Origin of the sequence: Methylobacterium sp. CCH5-D2 (assembly GCF_001556475.1) — a bacterium.
GTDB lineage: Bacteria > Pseudomonadota > Alphaproteobacteria > Rhizobiales > Beijerinckiaceae > Methylobacterium > Methylobacterium hispanicum.
In genome coordinates, this window is sequence record NZ_LSIX01000374.1 from 1 (window position 1) to 15,573 (window position 15,573).

Below are 15,573 nucleotides of genomic sequence, written 5' to 3' on the forward strand. Positions count from 1 at the left end.
ATCGCCGCCGGCCTCACGCCGACGGCGATCACGGGTTAGGAAGCGATCCTCGCCGCAACCTCTGATCGGACGCTCCGGCGGCCGCGCGGCGCATCGCCCGAGAGATCCCGAGAGACCTGAAGTGCCCCAGGCTCATGCTGTGACCGGCCCCGCGACGCGCCCCGTTCCGGACCGGCGCCGGCTCGTCGGCATCGCGCTGATGTGCGGCGCGGTCGCCTCGTTCGCGAGCCTCGACGCCTGCGGCAAGACGCTGGCGGGGCTCGGGGTGGACCCGCTGGTCTCGACCTTCATGCGCTACGCGGTCAACGTGGCGCTGATCACCCTGGTGCTGAACCCGGTCCGCCACCCCGAGGTGGTGAGGAGCCGCCGGCTCACCCTGCAGGTCCTGCGCTCGCTGCTGCTGTTCGGCACCACCGCGCTCAACTTCCTGGCCCTGCGCTATCTCCAGCTCGCCGAGACGGTCTCGATCCAGTTCGCCGCGCCGCTCGCGGTGGCGCTCCTCGCCGGGCCGCTGCTCGGCGAGCGGTCCTCCCGCGACCGGCTGGCCGCCATCGCGGTCGGGTTCCTGGGCGTGCTGGTCATCGTGCGGCCGGGCCTCGGCACGGTCCACCCGGCCGTGCTGTTCAGCCTCGGCAACATGGTCTGCTACGCCTTCTACGTGATCCTGACGCGCAAGCTCGCGGCCCACGATTCGACCCGCACGACGCTGTTCTTCTCGGGCCTGTCGGGCCTTGCCGTGATGCTGCCGGTGCTGCCCTGGATCTGGTCGAGCCCCGCGACCCCGCAGGTCTGGGCGCTGCTCGTCGGCATCGGCCTCATCGGCACCTTCGGGCACTGGCTGCTGATCCTCGCGCACGCCCGCGCCCCGGCGAGCGTGCTGGCGCCCTTCATCTACACGCAGCTCGTCTGGTCGGTGACGCTGGGCTTCCTGGTCTTCGGCGACGTGCCGAACGGCTGGACGCTCGTCGGCGCGATGATCGTGATCGGCTCGGGCCTCTACCTGCTGGCGCAGGAGGCGGGGCGGCGGGCGCGGCCGGAGGCCGGCTGAGCCGAGAGGCCGACGTCGTCGCGGCCCGCGGCGATCCCCGATACAGATTTGCGGGAAGCGCTTATATCGGGGCCCATGCAGATCGAATCCGTCCCCCCGCACCGCCACCTGCCGCCGCTCCTGAAGCTCGCCCTGGAGATGGGGCCGCTGGTGCTGTTCTTCCTCGGCAACGCCTACGCCGAGCGCTTCGGGATCGCGGCCGACCAGAAGCTCTTCGTCGCCACCGGCGCGTTCGTGGCCGCGACCGTGACGGCGCTGGCCATCCACTACGCCCTGGTGCGACGCCTGCCGGTGATGCCGCTGGTCTCAGGGGTGGTCGTCGTGGTGTTCGGCGGCCTGACCCTCTACCTGCAGGACAAGACCTTCATCATGGTGAAGCCCACCATCGTGAACACCTTGTTCGGCGTGGTCCTGCTCGGCGGCCTCGCCTTCGGCAAGCCGCTGCTCGCCGTCGTGCTCGACTCGATGTTCGCGCTGACCGACGAGGGCTGGCGCAAGCTCACCTTCCGCTGGGGCCTGTTCTTCCTGGCGCTCGCCGCGCTCAACGAGGTGGTCTGGCGCACGCAGACGGAGGATTTCTGGGTGAACTTCAAGGTCTTCGGCATCATGCCGATCACGGTGGCGTTCGCGCTCGCCCAGACGCCGCTGCTCACCCGCTACGAGCGCAAGGACGTCCGGGCGTGAGCGCGGCCTCCGGCACCCGGACCCTGCACCGGGCCCTCGTCCCCCTCGCCGCTTTCGTGATCGGCCTCGTGGGCATCGCGGGCGCGGCCTGGTTCACGCTGATGCCCGCGCGGCAGGAGGCGGTGGCGAGCGTCGGCGGCCCGTTCAGCCTCGTCGATCAGGACGGCCGGCCCACGACCGAGCGCGCCTTCGCGGGCGCCACGCACCTCGTCTTCTTCGGCTTCACCCACTGCCCGGAGATCTGCCCGACCACGCTGCAGCAGGTCTCCGACGTGCTGGCGGCTTTGGGCGACAAGGGACGGGGCATGAAGGTCGCCTTCATCACGGTCGATCCGGAGCGCGACCGGCCGGCCGACCTCAAGACCTACCTCACGAGCTTCGACCCGCGCATCGTCGGCCTCACGGGCACGCCCGAGCAGGTCGCGGCGGCGGTGAAGGGCTACCGCGCCTACAGCCGCAAGGTGCCCACCAAGGACGGCGACTACACGATGGAGCACACCGCGCTCGTCTACGTGATGGACGGCAAGAACCGCTTCCTCGGCGCGCTCAACCTGATGCGCCCGGCCGACCAGAGCGCGGCGGAACTCGCCAAGCGGCTGTGATCGCCCGATCGGTCCGTCAGGCCGCGTGCCGGTTCGCCGCCGGCCCGAAATGGCCGAGATAGCGCGCCGCGATCGCCTCGACCGGCAGCACCACGAAGACGTCGGTGGTGCCGAACTGGTGGTCCACCACCGCCCCGTCGCCGAAGGTGGCGCCGACCCGCAGGTAGCCCTTGATCAGCGGCGGCAGGGACTGGAGCGCCGCCTTCGGATCGACCGCCCCGCGGACGAGCCGGTCCATCGGCACGTGGCGGCCGGGCAGGGCCTTCGCGCACCAGCCCTCCGGCGCGCGGGCGTGGTGGTGGAGGAAGCTCAGGGGCAGGGCGAGCCGGTCCGGATCCGTGCCCTCCAGGCTGGCGCAGCCGATCAGCGCATCGATCCGGTGGTGCCGGAGGTAGGCGTAGATGCCGGTCCAGAGCAGCTCGACCGTGCGCTTGGTGCGGTAGGGCTTCAGCACGCAGGAACGGCCGAGTTCCAGGATGCGCTTGCCGGCCTGGGCGGCGAGCAGCGGCGCGAGGTCGTACTCGCCCGCCGAGTAGAAGCCGAAGTTGCGCTCGGCCACCTCGCCGCGCAGCAGCCGGTAGGTGCCCACCACCTTCGGCCGGGCTTTCCGGAAGGGCTTGGCCTCGGTCGCGGCGTGGTCGATCACCAGGAGGTGGTCGCAGAGCGCGTCGAACTCGTCGGCGTCGCGGCGCGAGAAGGCCGCCATGCCGGTCGGCACTGCCGACATCTCCTCGTAGAACACGCCGTAGCGCAGGCGCTGGGCCCGGCGCACCTCGCCGTTCTTCACGGCGAGCCGCACCTCCAGCGTGCCGAGCCGGCCGAGGCTCGGCCCCAGGCCGGGCGTCGCGAGCGGCGCCTTGAAGCGCTCGGCGAAGCGGATCGGCGTCGCGCCCGGCGGCACGAGGCTGCGCCCGCCGAGGCCCGGGATGCCGGCCTCGGCGCCCCGGCGCTTGAGCTTGGCGATGGGCTCGGCCACGCCCCGGTCCCAGCCGCTCGCAAAGGCCGCCCCGGCCCCACGGGTGAAGTTCGCGACCATCGTCGAAGCCCGCTCCGGAGGCCCGCGGCCGCCGTCCGCCCGGACGGCGCGGCCCGCGCCTCGCGGACCCACTCAAGACCACGAAGCGCGCACGCTTTTATGACAGCCGCACGCGGCTGTCGCGCCGGCTACTGCGAACCGGGATCAGACGAACTGGTTCAGCCCGGGGATCGAGCCGACGATCGGCCCCATCACGTCCTCGCCGGCTTTCTCACGGCCGTAGGCGAAGAGTTCCTGCCCCAGCGGCTGCATCTGGCCCATCGGCACGCCGGCCGACATCAGCTTCTGGCCGAGCGCCATCACGCCGCCGCCCATCATGCCGCCGAGCATGCCCATCAGCCCGCTGCCGCCGCCCGCGGCGTTCGACTCGGCGACGAGCGCCTCGGAGCCCGGCATCGCGGCCATGAGCTGGGCGACCTCGGTCGCCGGCCCCTCCTTCTGCAGGAAGGCGAGGATATGCCCGATCGCGGTCTGCGCCGTGGCGGCGTCGAGGCCGGTGCGGTTGGTCACGCGGGCGATCAGTTCTTCCATCGATGGGGCCTTCCCGAGAGAGTTGCTCCCGTCTGTCGGGCCTGGGCGCTGGGAAATCAAGCCGGGCCGGCCGCTCTGGAACTCGGGAGGCGCCTCGGCGTAACCTGCGCCGGCGCGGTGGCACGAGGGGAGCGGGCGATGAGCGGGGACGGCACCATCTCGGTCGGCAGGAGCGTGGGCCCGGGCGCCAAGCCCGAGGTGCTGGCGCTGCGGCTGGCCAACCGGCACGGGCTGGTGGCGGGCGCCACCGGCACCGGCAAGACCGTGACCCTGCAGGTGCTGGCCGAGGGCTTCTCCAACGCGGGCGTGCCCGTGTTCGCCGCCGACATCAAGGGCGACCTGTCGGGGCTCGCCGCGGCCGGCGAGGCCAAGCCGGTCTTCGTCAAGCGCGCCGAGGAACTCGGGATCGCGTACGAGCCCGACCGCTTCCCCACCGTGTTCTGGGACCTGTTCGGCGAGCAGGGCCACCCGATCCGCTGCACGGTCAGCGAGATGGGGCCGCTGCTGCTGGCCCGCCTCCTCGAACTCAACGACACCCAGGAGGGCGTGCTCAACGTCGCCTTCCGGGTCGCCGACGAGAACCGGTGGCCGGTCATCGACCTGAAGGACCTGCGGGCGCTGCTGAACTTCTGCTCGGAGAACCTGCGCGAGATCTCCGGCACCTACGGCAACGTCTCGGCGGCCAGCGTCGGCGCGATCCAGCGCCAGCTCCTGGTTCTCGAGAATCAGGGCGCCGACGCGTTCTTCGGCGAGCCGGCCCTCGACCTCGCCGACTTCATGCGCCGGGACCGGGAGGGCAGGGGCTTCGTCAACATCCTGGCCGCCGACAAGCTGATGCAGCGGCCGAAGCTCTACGCCTCCTTCCTGCTCTGGATGCTCTCGGAGCTGTTCGAGCAATTGCCCGAGGTCGGCGACCTCGACCGGCCCAAGCTCGTCTTCTTCTTCGACGAGGCGCACCTCCTGTTCGACGACGCCCCGAAGGCACTGCTCGACGCGGTGGAGCAGGTGGTGCGGCTGATCCGCTCCAAGGGGGTGGGCGTCTACTTCGTCACCCAGAACCCGCTCGACGTGCCCGAGACGGTGCTGGGCCAGCTCGGCAACCGGGTGCAGCACGGCCTGCGCGCCTTCACGCCCCGCGACCAGCGCGCGGTGCGGGCGGCCGCCGAGACCTTCCGGCAGAACCCGGGCTTCGACGTCGCCAAGGCCATCACGGAGCTCGGCGTCGGCGAGGCGCTGGTGAGCTTCCTGGAGGCGCGCGGCACCCCCTCGGTCGTCGAGCGGGCCTTGATCGCGCCGCCGCAGGGCCGCGTCGGTCCCCTCACGGCAGCCGAGCGGGCCGAGGTGATCGCGAAGAGCCCGCTCCGCGGCAAGTACGACGCGGCGGTCGACAACGAGAGCGCCTACGAGATGCTGGCCGCCCGCAAGGGCCTCGACGCGGACACGGCGGAGGCCGCCAAGGAGAGCGAGGGCGGCCTCGGCGGCCTGCTCGGCGGCGTGCTGGGCAGCCTGCTCGGCGAGGAAGCGTCGAAAGGAAAGGGAACGGCGCGGACCGGGCGCCGCCCCCGGCCGGGGATCGTGGAGCAGGTGGTGTCGAACGCCGCCCGCTCGATGGCCCGCAGCGTCGGCAAGCAGGTGGGCGACGCCATCCTGCGCAACGTGCTGGGCGGGCTGACGAAGAAGTAGCCGCGCCGGATCTTTTCCTCCCCGCTCTGCGGGGAGGGGGGAGCGCGCGTCAGCCCGCTGAGGCGACCTGCCCGGCGCGGCGGATCTTCTCCAGCACGTCCTTCAGGTTCTCGGGCGTGACGATGCCGACGAGCTTGTCGCGGATCACCCCGTCCGGGCCGATGATGAAGGTCTCCGGCACGCCGTAGACGCCGAAATCGATGCCGACGCGGCCCGTCTCGTCGAGCCCGACCGCCCGGAAGGGCACGCCGTGCTTCCCCAGGAAGGCGCGGGCCTTCTCGGGCGCGTCCTTGTAGGCGATGCCGACGAGGCGGAAGCCCGATTCGCGGGCCATCCGCATCAGCATCGGGTGCTCGATCTGGCAGGGGGCGCACCACGAGGCCCAGACGTTCAGCACCGTGACCTGGCCCCGGAGGTCGGCGGAGGTCAGCCCCGGCACGGGGGCGCCGTCCGCGGTCAAGCCCGGCACCGGGGGCAGCGCGAAGGCCGGGACCGGCTGCCCGACGAGCGCCGAGGGGATGGCCGCGGGATCGACGCCCGATCGCAGGCGCAGGAGGAACACGCCGGCCAGCACCGCGAAGGTGACGAGCGGCAGGATCAGCAGGAGCGAGCGGCGGGCCGGCGCGGGGGCCTCGGTGCTCACCGGCGCCCCTCCCCGGAGCCGCGCAGCGCCTCGAAACCGCGCAGGGCCCGGGCCTGCGCGCGCCGGTCGCGCACGGCGTTGAGCACCAGGGCGCCCATCACCAGCGCGGTGAAGGCGTAGGAGGCGAGGATGAAGCCCGCATGGGGTCCGAGATCCATGGTCGGGTCCTCAGAGGGCCTGGGGGAGGGCGTCGGGCGGAGCGGTCACGGCGACGCGCCCCGCGTCCAGGCGCTCGGCCTCGCGGATGGTCAGCGTGCGCACCCGGCGGCGCATCACCTCGGTGCGCATCGCGTAGAGGTGGAGCGTGGTGCCGCCGAGCGTCGCGGCGAGGATCATCACGAGGAGCGGGTAGAGCATCGAGGGATCGATGGTCGGGCCGCCCATGCGCAGGATCGAGGCCGGCTGGTGCAGGGTGGACCACCAGTTCACCGAGAACTTGATGATCGGCAGGTTGACGGCGCCGACGAGCGTCAGGATCGCCACCGCGCGCGCGGCCCGGTTCGGGTCCTCCATCGTGCGCCAGAGCGCGACGATGCCGCAGTAGATCAGGAAGAGCAGCAGCATCGAGGTGAGGCGCGCGTCCCAGACCCAGTAGGTGCCCCACATCGGCTTGCCCCAGAGCGACCCGGTGACGAGGCAGATCAGCGTGAAGGCCGCCCCGATCGGCGCGGCGGCGCGCTGGGCGACGTCCGCGAGCGGGTGGCGCCAGACCAGCGTGCCCACCGCCGACAGGCTCATGGCGCCGTAGAAGAACACCCCGAGCCAGGCCGCTGGCACGTGGATGAACATGATCCGCACCGTCTCGCCCTGCTGGTAGTCGGGCGGGGCGACGAACCACGCGAGGTAGAGCCCGAGGGCGAGCACCAGACCGGAGAGGCCGGCGAGCCACGGCGCGAGCGTGCCCGACCAGCGCATGAAGTGGCTGGGGTTGGACAGCCGGGTCCAGAGGGAGATCGGGGCCGAGGACATCCTGCCTGCCTGAGGGCGCGCGCGGGGTGCCCCGGCGGCCTGCCTGTTTCCGTGACATCCCGCGCGGGGCGGGGCTCCTGGCCTGGCTTTTAGCGTCGAGTGCGGTGCAGCGGCAATGCGGGGCGGGCGCGCACCCTGGGCGGTCAGGGCGCGTCGGGACGCAGGAGCCGGCGCAGCCCGGCCCGGGCCCCGCGCCCGGCCGCACCCACGGAGCGGGCGAGCAGCCCGCCGGCCCGCCCGGCCGCCTCCCGGGCGTCCCGCGCGGCGATGCCGTCGACATCCGCCGCGCGCTCCGCCAGGGCGGCGGCGACGGAGGCCGGATCCGGCAGGGACCAGCGCAGGAAGTAGTCGCGCTCCGCGGCGTAGGCGTCGTTGCGGATCCAGGTCACCCCGTCGGCGTAGTAGTAGTGCGCCCGGTTCCGGTTCAGGGCATCGAAGAGCGGCAGGTTCGCGTTGAGGCGGCGGCACCAGTTGAGGCCGAGGATCCGGCGCTCGGGCGCGGCGAAGAGGCAGACGTGCAGGGCCGAGCCCGTGAGGCCGAGGACGGTCCGCCGCTCGGCGAAGAGCCGGACCTGCGCGCGGAGGTCGAGTTCCTCGGGGACGACGACGTCGACGCCCCGGCGCTCCAGCTCCCGCACGAGGTCGGCCTCGTTCTCCAGCTTGTGCAGGCTGCCCGGCGGTAGCCTGAGCTTCGAGAGATAGGCCGGCCGCGCCTCGCCATCGACCGCGACGCCCGCCAGCCAGGGCCGCCCGATCGCCTTGCAGAGTTCGTCGTAGGCCCGGCTCGCCGCGTGGTTCTCCCGGAAGGCGCGCTCGGCCACCACGACCTCGGCCAGTCGGACGGGCACGCGGAAATTCCGCAGCGCATCCAGGCCGACCCCGAGGGAGCCGAGCATCGGCTCCAGGAAGCCGAGGCCGCGCAGCCGCTCAATGTCCTGCGCGCCGTGATAGAGCAGCAGGGTCCCCGCCCCGCCGCCCGCGGCGAGCGGCCAGAGGCGGGACAGGCTGCCGACGACGAAGTGGCCGAAATGATCGACCACGTCGCCGAGATAGTGGAAGCGCGCATCGACCCGCGCGGCCGAGGCGCGGAGATCGGCGACCTGCCGCGCCGCGTCGGCGTCGAGCGGCGCGTCGCGGTCGATCCGCACCCCGCCCTCGTAGAGCCCCCAGAGGGCGCCGTACTCCACGGGCACGTAGAGCAGGTCGGTGCAGAGGCGGATGTCCGGCGGCGCCTCGTGGATCGCGCAGGCGCCCTCGACCTCGGTGCAGCGCCTGATCCCGGCCGGCATGTGCCCCCGCTCGCCCCGCGACGATCCCCTCGCCGCGGCCGGATACGCCCTCCGCCCCGGACCGTCAAAGGCCGCGCTACTCCGACCAGCGGAGCGCCGCCGCCGCCGCGAGCGTGCCGACGACCGCCGCGATCAGGCTGAGGGCCGCCAGGATCGCCAGCGGCGTGGTGAACGGCACCGTGCCGCCCAGAGCCGCCTCCGTGGCCGAGACGCCGAAGATCAGGGTCGGCACCATCAGGGGCAGGACCAGCACCGCCAGGATCAGCCCGCCCCGGCGGATCGAGGCGGTGAGCGCGGCGCCGACCGCGCCGATGCAGGTCAGCGCCGGGGTGCCCACCAGCAGCGTCAGGGCGGTGGCGCCCATGGCGGTGCCGTCGAGGGCGACCAGAAGGCCGAAGAGCGGGGAGGCCAGCGCCAGCGGCAGGCCGGTGGTCAGCCAGTGCGCCACGACCTTGGCCAGGACCACGAGTTCCAGGGGTACCGGGGCGGCGGTCATCAGGTCGAGGGAGCCGTCCTCCTCGTCGGCCTGGAACAGGCGGTCGAGCCCGATGAGCGTCGCCAGCACCGCCGCGAGCCAGAGGATCGCCGGGCCGATCCGGGCGAGCAGGTTGAGGTCGGGCCCGAGCGCGAAGGGGATCAGCGCCACGATCATCAGGAAGAAGACGAGCGAGAGCGCGCCGGAGCCGCCGACGCGGGCCGCCAAAGCGAGGTCGCGGGCGACGAGGGCCGAGACGATGCCGATCACGCCCACTCCTCCGGATCGACGTCCGCGGGCAAGGGCGCCGCCCCCGGCTCCGCCGGGGCGAGCGCCAGGGCACGGGCATCCTCCAGGCCGAGCGCCTGATGGGTCGCCGCCACCACGAGGCCGCCCGCCGCCCGGTGCTCGGCCATCAGCCCGGCGAGCAGCCCTTGCGAGGCCGCGTCGAGGGCGGCCGTCGGCTCGTCGAGGAGCCAGAGCGGGCGGTGGCAGACGAGGAGGCGGGCGAGCGCCACCCGGCGCCGCTGCCCGGCCGAGAGGTAGGCGACGGCCAAGTCGTGGGCGTGGCCGAGGCCGAGGCGCTCCAGCGCCGGGCGCGGGGCCATCCGGGGCGCGCCCAGCAGCGCTTGCGCGAAGGCGAGGTTCTCGCCGGCCGTGAGCGCCGCCTTCAGCCCGTCCCGGTGGCCGACCGCGTGCAGGCATTCGGACAGGGCGGCCTCGCCGACATCGGCGACCGCCACCCGGCCCGCATCCGGCCGCAGTCGGCCGGCCAGGATCGCCAGCAGGCTCGACTTGCCGGCCCCGTTGCGCCCGGTCACCGCCAGCGCCTCGCCGGGACCGAGCGCGAACGACAGGCCCGCGAAGACGCGCCGCCCCGAGCGCCGACAGGCCAGATCCTCGACGCTGAGCCGCAAAAGCCCGCCCCCGCTCGCGCGGCCGGACGCCGTGTCCGACCCTCACGCCCCGCCTCTTGCCCGATCGCGCGGCGGAACGGAACGGGGCGTCCCGGCGTAGGTCCCGACCTGTGTCCTCGCGGGCCAGGCGGGCGCCGCACGCCCGCTGGCCGCGCGAGGGGGTGCCGGAGGGCTCGAGTCCATGCCGACGATGACGACCGCGCAACAGCACGCCCCGAGCGAGGCAGAGATCCGCGAGAGCCCGGACGCGGCCGCGGGACTGCGCCTCGTGCGCGCCCGGCTCGACCTCTGCACGCCCGACGAACGGCAGGCCTTCTGGGAGGCCGTGCGCCGCTGCTTCGGCGGTCCCGCCCCCGAGGAGGCGGGCGCGTAGGGCGCACGCCGGGGCATCCCACGATCCCGCGCAGGCTACCGCGCATGCACACTTTTCCCGTAAGACGGGCTTGGTCGCGGCACCCCTTGCCGTCGCCGGGCCCGGGGCCTAACCGGGGCCGGTTACTGGATTGATGCGTGATGGCCGAGTTGTCTGGACCCACGACGCCCGTCGCGCCTCCCGTGCCGGGCTCGATCGACCGGTCGGAGCGGCCCGGCCGGGTCGGGCTGCTGCTCGTCCTGGCGGGGCTGCTCGTGGGCGCGGCGATCGGCCTCTCCTTCGTCGCCAACGAGCAGGCCCAGTCGCTGATCGTCTGGCTGCTGGCGCTCCTCGCCATGGCGGGCGTGTTCTTCCTGTTCGCGCTGGCGATCGGCGCGCTCCAGCTCGCCGGGCAGGGCGCGCGCGACGACATCACCAAGGCGATCGTCGACGGCTCGCCCGACGCCGCCCTGGTGGCGGAGGAGGGCGGCCGGCTGATCTACGCCAACGAGGCCTATCTGCAGGTCGCGGGCGGCGACAGCTTCTCGAACCTGCGCTCGGTCGAGCGGGTCTTCGTCGGTTCGCCGGAGGTGTCGGAGGCGGTCTACCGCCTGTCCCAGGCCTCGCGCGACGGGCGCAGCCACACCGAGGAGGTCCGCATGGCGCCCCCGCCCCGGGGCGGCGCCCGGGACTTCGCGTGGTACCGCATCCACGTGCGCCCCCTGCCCAGGCCGGGCCGGGCCACCGCGCTCTGGACGGTCTCCGACATCACCGCCGAGCGCGAGCGCCAGGAGAACGTCTTCCAGGAGCTGCAGCACGCGATCGACTATCTGGACCACGCGCCCGCGGGCTTCCTGTCGATCGATCCGGCAGGCTCGATCGTCTACATGAACGCGACGCTGGCCGCCTGGCTCGGATACGACCTCGCCACCGTCGGCTCGGGCGGGCCCCACCTCTCCGAGATCGCGCCGGGCGCCGAGGTTCTGACCCGCAGCGTCGGCCTGCCCGGCGAGGTGCGCACAGACCGCTTCGACCTGGACCTGCGCCGCCGCAACGGCCACCCGCTGCCGGCCCGGCTCTACCACCGGATCGCCTTCGGCAAGGACGGCAAGCCCGGCGCCTCCCGCACCTTCGTGATCAACCGCTCGGCGGGCGCCGAGTTCGACGAGCCGCAGCGCGCCGCCGAGGTGCGCCTCGCCCGCTTCCTCAACAACTCGCCGATCGCGATCGCCACCCTCGACCGCTCGGGCCGGATCGCCCGGGCCAACGCTTCCTTCGCGCGGCTCTTCGGCACGCTGCCGAGCCATCCGGTGGACGAGGCGGACGAGACCGCGCTGGATCCCGCCCACGAGCCGAACGTCACCGACGCGCTCGCCGACCGCGAGGGCGTGGACGCGGCGCTCGCCAAGGCGGCGGGCGGCCTCTCCGAGATCGCGCCGATCGAGGTGAGCCTCAAGGGACCGGGCAACCGCTCGGCCCGGGTCTGGCTGATCACCGCCGGCGGCACCGGCGAGGCGCTCGACGAGGACGAGCGCGAATCGGTGATCCTCTACGCGCTGGACACCACGGCCCAGCGCCAGCTCGAGCAGCAGGTGGCGCAGTCGCAGAAGATGAACGCGGTCGGCCAGCTCGCGGGCGGCATCGCGCACGACTTCAACAACGTGCTGCAGGCGATCATCGGCTACTCGGACCTCCTGCTCGCGAGCCACCGGCCGACCGACCCGGCCTTCCAGGACATCATGCAGATCAAGCAGAACGCCAACCGGGCCGCGGGCCTGGTGCGGCAGCTGCTGGCCTTCTCGCGCCGCCAGACCCTGCGGCCGGAGGTGATGAACGTCGGCGAGTCGCTCTCCGAGCTGACGCTGCTGCTCAAACGGCTGCTCGGCGAGCGGGTCGGGCTGGAATTGAAGCACGGCCGCGAGGTCTGGCCCGTCAAGGCCGACGTCAACCAGTTCGAGCAGGTGATCGTGAACCTCGCGGTCAACGCCCGCGACGCGATGCCGGGCGGCGGCAAGCTCTTCATCCGCACCACCAACGTGGCCGATCCGGGCCCCGACGCCGTCGCGGACGGCCGCGGCGGGCCGCCGCCCGGCGACCACGTGCTGATCGAGGTGCAGGACACGGGCGAGGGCATCCCGCCCGAGATCATGGAGAAGATCTTCGAGCCGTTCTTCACCACCAAGGAGATCGGCAAGGGCACGGGCCTCGGCCTCTCGACGGTGTTCGGCATCGTCAAGCAATCGGGCGGCACGATCGACGTGCAGTCGGTCGTGGGCGAGGGCACCGTCTTCAAGATCTACCTGCCGCGCCACGTCCCCGAGGTCGTTCCGGACATCGTGCCGGAGGCCCTGCCCGAGGCTCCGCCGGAGCGCGCGCGCGAGGCCGGATCGAGGACGGCCGGGTCCGGGGCGGCCGGGTCCGGCGCGGCCGAGGTCGCCGTGCCGACCCTGCCCCCCGCGAGCTACCCGGCAGCCAAGGACGCCGAGACCGCCCCTGCGCCGTCCGCGCCCAGGCCCGCCCCGCGCAAGCCCTCGGCGGACCATACTGGGCAGGGCACGATCCTCTTGGTGGAGGACGAGGATCCGGTCCGGGCGGTCAACAGCCGGGCGCTCGCCGCCCGCGGCTACACGGTGCTGGAGGCGGCCTCGGGCATCGAGGCGCTGCAGATCGTCCGCTCCGGCGACCACGTGATCGACCTCATCGTCTCCGACGTGGTGATGCCCGAGATGGACGGGCCGACCCTGCTCGGCGAGGTGCGCAAGCACCTGCCGGACCTGAAAGTGATCTTCGTCTCGGGCTACGCGGAGGACGCCTTCCGCAAGAACCTTCCGGAGGGCGAGGCCTTCAACTTCCTGCCCAAGCCCTTCAGCCTGAAGCAGCTCGTCGAGACCGTGAAGAAGACGATGGCCGGGTAGGGGCGGCGCGCCCGCCCTCGGATCACCGTTCGGCCGCGATTCGTCCCTAGCCCCCGTCGAACGGGCCGGGCCGTGCCGCGTTGTCCCGCGCCCCGTCCGTCTCAAGGCCATCCCGAATCCGGCATGCTCGATCCCGCGCCCCATCGGCCGCCCGGCCTCGGCTCCGTCGCCGGCGAACCGCTCGCGCGGGCCGACCGGAAGGCCAGCACCGTCAAGATCGTGAGCTGGAACCTCCTGCGCCGCACCGGCGCGGCGGTCACCGACCTCGTCGCGCTGATCGAGCAGGAGCAGCCCGACCTGCTGCTGATGCAGGAGGCCACCCGCGGCATCGCGGCGCTCCGCGAGCGCGTCGGCGGGGTCTACGCCTGGGCGCAGCTGCCCGACCGCATCCACGGGCTCGCCATGTGGGCGCCCAAGCCCTGGGACAGCCCGCCGCTGGTGGTGCCGCTGCCCTCGGGCGCGATGTTCCACCGGGTCTCGCAGGTGCTGGATCTCGGCGATTTCACCGTGGCCAACGTCCACCTCTCGCACGGGCAGATGCTGAACCGGCGCCAGCTGCGCCGGGTCATGGGGGCGCTCTCCGAGCGCGCCGCGGTGCTGGGCGACTACAACATCGTCGGCCCCGCCCTGATGCCGGGCTTCCACGATGTCGGCCCGCGCAGCCCGACCCACGCCATGGGTCGGATGGTGCCGCTGCGCCTCGACCGCTGCCTCGCCCGCGGCCTCGTCTGCGAGCGCCACGCGGTGCTGCCGCGCGGGCCCTCCGACCACCGGCCGATCGTGGTGCACCTGCGCCCGGCGCCGGAATCGCCGGCGCGGGCGGTCAGAGGTATGGCAGCAGCAGTCGCACGGCTGCGTCGCGCAGGCGTACGGGCAGGTGGCGGGCGCGCAGGTCGTCCTCCGTCAGCCGGGTCTCCATCTTCGCCCGGATGAAGCGCTCGATCTCCTCCGCCATCCGCGCGTCGTAGAGCTCGACGTTCAGCTCGAAGTTCAGGCGGAAGCTGCGCATGTCCCAGTTGGCGCTGCCAACGAAGCACCAGACCCCGTCGATGGCCAGCGCCTTCGAGTGGTCGAAGGGCGGCTCGTCGAGCCAGATCCGCACGCCGCTCCTGAGGAGCGGCATCACGTGCGCGCGGGTCGCCCAGTCGACGAAGACGTGGTCCGAGCGGCGCGGGATAACCACGTCGACCGTGACGCCCCGCTCGGCGGCGAGCGCCAGCGCCGCCATCACCACCTCGTCGGGCAGGAAGTAGGGCGTCACGATCGCGACCCGCTCGCGGGCACCGTTGAGCGCGTGCAGGATCACCGACTCGATCTTCATGATGTCGGCGTCCGGCCCCGAGGTCACGGCGCGCGCGACCGTGGGGCCCACGGGCGCGAGGTCCGGGAACCAGTCCGGCCCGTCGAGGATCTCGCCGTCCACGAAGGCCCAGTCGCTGGCGAAGGCCGCCATCAGCTGCTCGACCACCGGGCCCTCGACCCGGAAATGGGTGTCGCGGATCGGGTGGTCCGGCCGGGTGGCGAGGCGGTTCGGCTGCGAGATGTTGACGCCGCCCGTGAAGGCGACCCGCCCGTCGGCGATCAGGAGCTTCTTGTGGTTGCGCAGGTTCAGGAAGGGCATGCGCCAGGGCAGCGCCGAGTGCATGAACAGCCCCGCCGGCACCCCGGCGGCGCTGAGGCGCCGGTAGGCCTTCGCCCGGAAGTAGCCGCCGCCGATCCCGTCGATGATCACCCGGACGGCGACGCCGCGCGCCCGCGCCTCACCGAGCGCCGCGCCGAACAGGCGCCCGGTCGGGTCGTCGCGGAAGATGTAGCTGGTGAGGACGAGGCTGGTGCGGGCCTCCGCGATCGCCGCGAGCATCGCCGGATAGGCCTCGTCCCCGTTGCGGAAGAGCGCGACGCGGTTGCCGACGAGGGCGGGCAGGCCGGTGATGCGGCGCACCGCCCGGTCGAGGGGCCAGAGGGTGTGCGGCACGGTCGCGTCCTCGAGGCTCGGCGCCTCCAGCGCCTCCGAGGGCTTGGTGCGCAGCCTGCGCGCCCGTCGCGTCACCCGGTTGATGCCGAACATCAGGTAGAGCACCGAGCCGAAGATCGGCGACAGCCACGCGAGCCCGACCCAGGCCACCGCGACGCTGACGCGCCGCTTGCGCAGGAGGGCGTGCAGCGTCACCGCGACCGCGAGCGCGGTGCCGACCGCCGCCAGCATGTCGGCCCGCAGGGCGGCGGTGGGCTGGAGCCAGCGGAGCAGCAGGTCTTCGAAGGAACTCAACACGTCACGCGACCGGGTACGGGAGGGGCCGGCTCGATATAGGCGCGTTGACGGCCGCGCGATGCCGGGATGCGGAGGATTGTCGGGCGGATTTTCGTCGGCGTCCCGAAAATGCCGGCCTCGCGCGGACGAGGGCCGGCGGGTCCGGGGGCGGCAGGGG

16 protein-coding genes are annotated in these 15,573 nt (G+C 73.1%); 7 read left to right on the plus strand and 9 right to left on the minus strand.

The features are described from left to right. The first annotated feature begins 121 nt into the window (after nucleotides 1–121). The 3 genes from AX737_RS09565 to AX737_RS09575 all read left to right on the plus strand — a co-directional run bounded on the left by AX737_RS09565 (nucleotide 122) and on the right by AX737_RS09575 (nucleotide 2,334). Complete coding sequence (locus tag AX737_RS09565) at nucleotides 122–1,048, plus strand: DMT family transporter (RefSeq protein ID WP_066920876.1); 927 nt, start codon at nucleotides 122–124, stop codon at nucleotides 1,046–1,048. Between the two features lie 75 nt (nucleotides 1,049–1,123). Continuing rightward, complete coding sequence (locus AX737_RS09570) at nucleotides 1,124–1,732, plus strand: septation protein A (RefSeq protein ID WP_066920878.1); 609 nt, start codon at nucleotides 1,124–1,126, stop codon at nucleotides 1,730–1,732. Between the two features lie 23 nt (nucleotides 1,733–1,755). Further along, nucleotides 1,756–2,334, plus strand: coding sequence for an SCO family protein (locus AX737_RS09575; RefSeq protein WP_066920899.1), 579 nt, complete (start codon nucleotides 1,756–1,758; stop codon nucleotides 2,332–2,334). Nucleotides 2,335–2,350: 16 nt separating this feature from the next. Here the strand turns inward: AX737_RS09575 and AX737_RS09580 are convergent, their stop codons facing one another. Together AX737_RS09580 and AX737_RS09585 are read right to left on the minus strand one after the other, a co-directional pair. After that, on the minus strand, nucleotides 2,351–3,370 hold the full coding sequence (locus AX737_RS09580) for a GNAT family N-acyltransferase (protein ID WP_066920880.1): 1,020 nt from the start codon (nucleotides 3,368–3,370) through the stop codon (nucleotides 2,351–2,353). A 144-nt stretch (nucleotides 3,371–3,514) separates the two neighbouring features. After that, nucleotides 3,515–3,901 carry a DUF2267 domain-containing protein gene (locus AX737_RS09585; protein ID WP_066920882.1) on the minus strand — a complete coding sequence of 129 codons (387 nt, stop codon included), beginning with the start codon at nucleotides 3,899–3,901 and terminating at the stop codon, nucleotides 3,515–3,517. A 138-nt stretch (nucleotides 3,902–4,039) separates the two neighbouring features. Between AX737_RS09585 and AX737_RS09590 the strand changes: the two genes are divergently transcribed. Then, nucleotides 4,040–5,584 carry a helicase HerA-like domain-containing protein gene (locus AX737_RS09590; protein WP_066920884.1) on the plus strand — a complete coding sequence of 515 codons (1,545 nt, stop codon included), beginning with the start codon at nucleotides 4,040–4,042 and terminating at the stop codon, nucleotides 5,582–5,584. A 49-nt stretch (nucleotides 5,585–5,633) separates the two neighbouring features. Here AX737_RS09590 and AX737_RS09595 read toward each other — a convergent pair whose 3' ends face one another. The 6 genes from AX737_RS09595 to ccmA form a co-directional block, all read right to left on the minus strand. Further along, entirely contained in the window at nucleotides 5,634–6,227 is a 594-nt protein-coding gene (locus tag AX737_RS09595; protein ID WP_066920886.1) for a DsbE family thiol:disulfide interchange protein, read from the minus strand. Next, nucleotides 6,224–6,385: a heme exporter protein CcmD gene (ccmD, locus tag AX737_RS31970; protein WP_082772969.1), complete on the minus strand. Its 162-nt coding sequence runs from the start codon at nucleotides 6,383–6,385 to the stop codon at nucleotides 6,224–6,226. Before ccmD ends, AX737_RS09595 begins: the two co-directional genes overlap by 4 nt. Nucleotides 6,386–6,395: 10 nt before the next feature. Beyond that, entirely contained in the window at nucleotides 6,396–7,196 is an 801-nt protein-coding gene (locus tag AX737_RS09600) for a heme ABC transporter permease (RefSeq protein ID WP_066920888.1), read from the minus strand. Nucleotides 7,197–7,339: 143 nt separating this feature from the next. Further along, entirely contained in the window at nucleotides 7,340–8,485 is a 1,146-nt protein-coding gene (locus tag AX737_RS09605) for a glycosyltransferase family 61 protein (protein ID WP_066920891.1), read from the minus strand. A gap of 76 nt (nucleotides 8,486–8,561) precedes the next feature. Continuing rightward, complete coding sequence (gene ccmB / locus AX737_RS09610) at nucleotides 8,562–9,230, minus strand: heme exporter protein CcmB (protein WP_066920901.1); 669 nt, start codon at nucleotides 9,228–9,230, stop codon at nucleotides 8,562–8,564. Continuing rightward, nucleotides 9,227–9,877: a heme ABC exporter ATP-binding protein CcmA gene (gene ccmA / locus AX737_RS09615; RefSeq protein WP_066920893.1), complete on the minus strand. Its 651-nt coding sequence runs from the start codon at nucleotides 9,875–9,877 to the stop codon at nucleotides 9,227–9,229. The genes ccmB and ccmA overlap by 4 nt, the downstream gene beginning before the upstream one ends. 181 nt (nucleotides 9,878–10,058) lie before the next feature. Here ccmA and AX737_RS09620 point away from each other — a divergent pair, with 181 nt between their 5' ends. From AX737_RS09620 to AX737_RS09630, 3 genes are all read left to right on the plus strand, one after another. Further along, the gene (locus AX737_RS09620) at nucleotides 10,059–10,250 is read left to right on the plus strand and encodes a hypothetical protein (protein WP_238230360.1); all 192 of its coding nucleotides are present in this window, start codon (nucleotides 10,059–10,061) and stop codon (nucleotides 10,248–10,250) included. 140 nt (nucleotides 10,251–10,390) lie between these two features. Beyond that, on the plus strand, nucleotides 10,391–13,144 hold the full coding sequence (locus tag AX737_RS09625) for a PAS domain-containing sensor histidine kinase (protein ID WP_066920895.1): 2,754 nt from the start codon (nucleotides 10,391–10,393) through the stop codon (nucleotides 13,142–13,144). A gap of 123 nt (nucleotides 13,145–13,267) precedes the next feature. Continuing rightward, the gene (locus AX737_RS09630) at nucleotides 13,268–14,077 is read left to right on the plus strand and encodes an endonuclease/exonuclease/phosphatase family protein (RefSeq protein WP_066920897.1); all 810 of its coding nucleotides are present in this window, start codon (nucleotides 13,268–13,270) and stop codon (nucleotides 14,075–14,077) included. Here the strand turns inward: AX737_RS09630 and AX737_RS09635 are convergent. Then, entirely contained in the window at nucleotides 13,968–15,350 is a 1,383-nt protein-coding gene (locus AX737_RS09635; protein ID WP_066920904.1) for a phospholipase D-like domain-containing protein, read from the minus strand. The genes AX737_RS09630 and AX737_RS09635 overlap by 110 nt on opposite strands. Nucleotides 15,351–15,573: the final 223 nt, after the last annotated feature.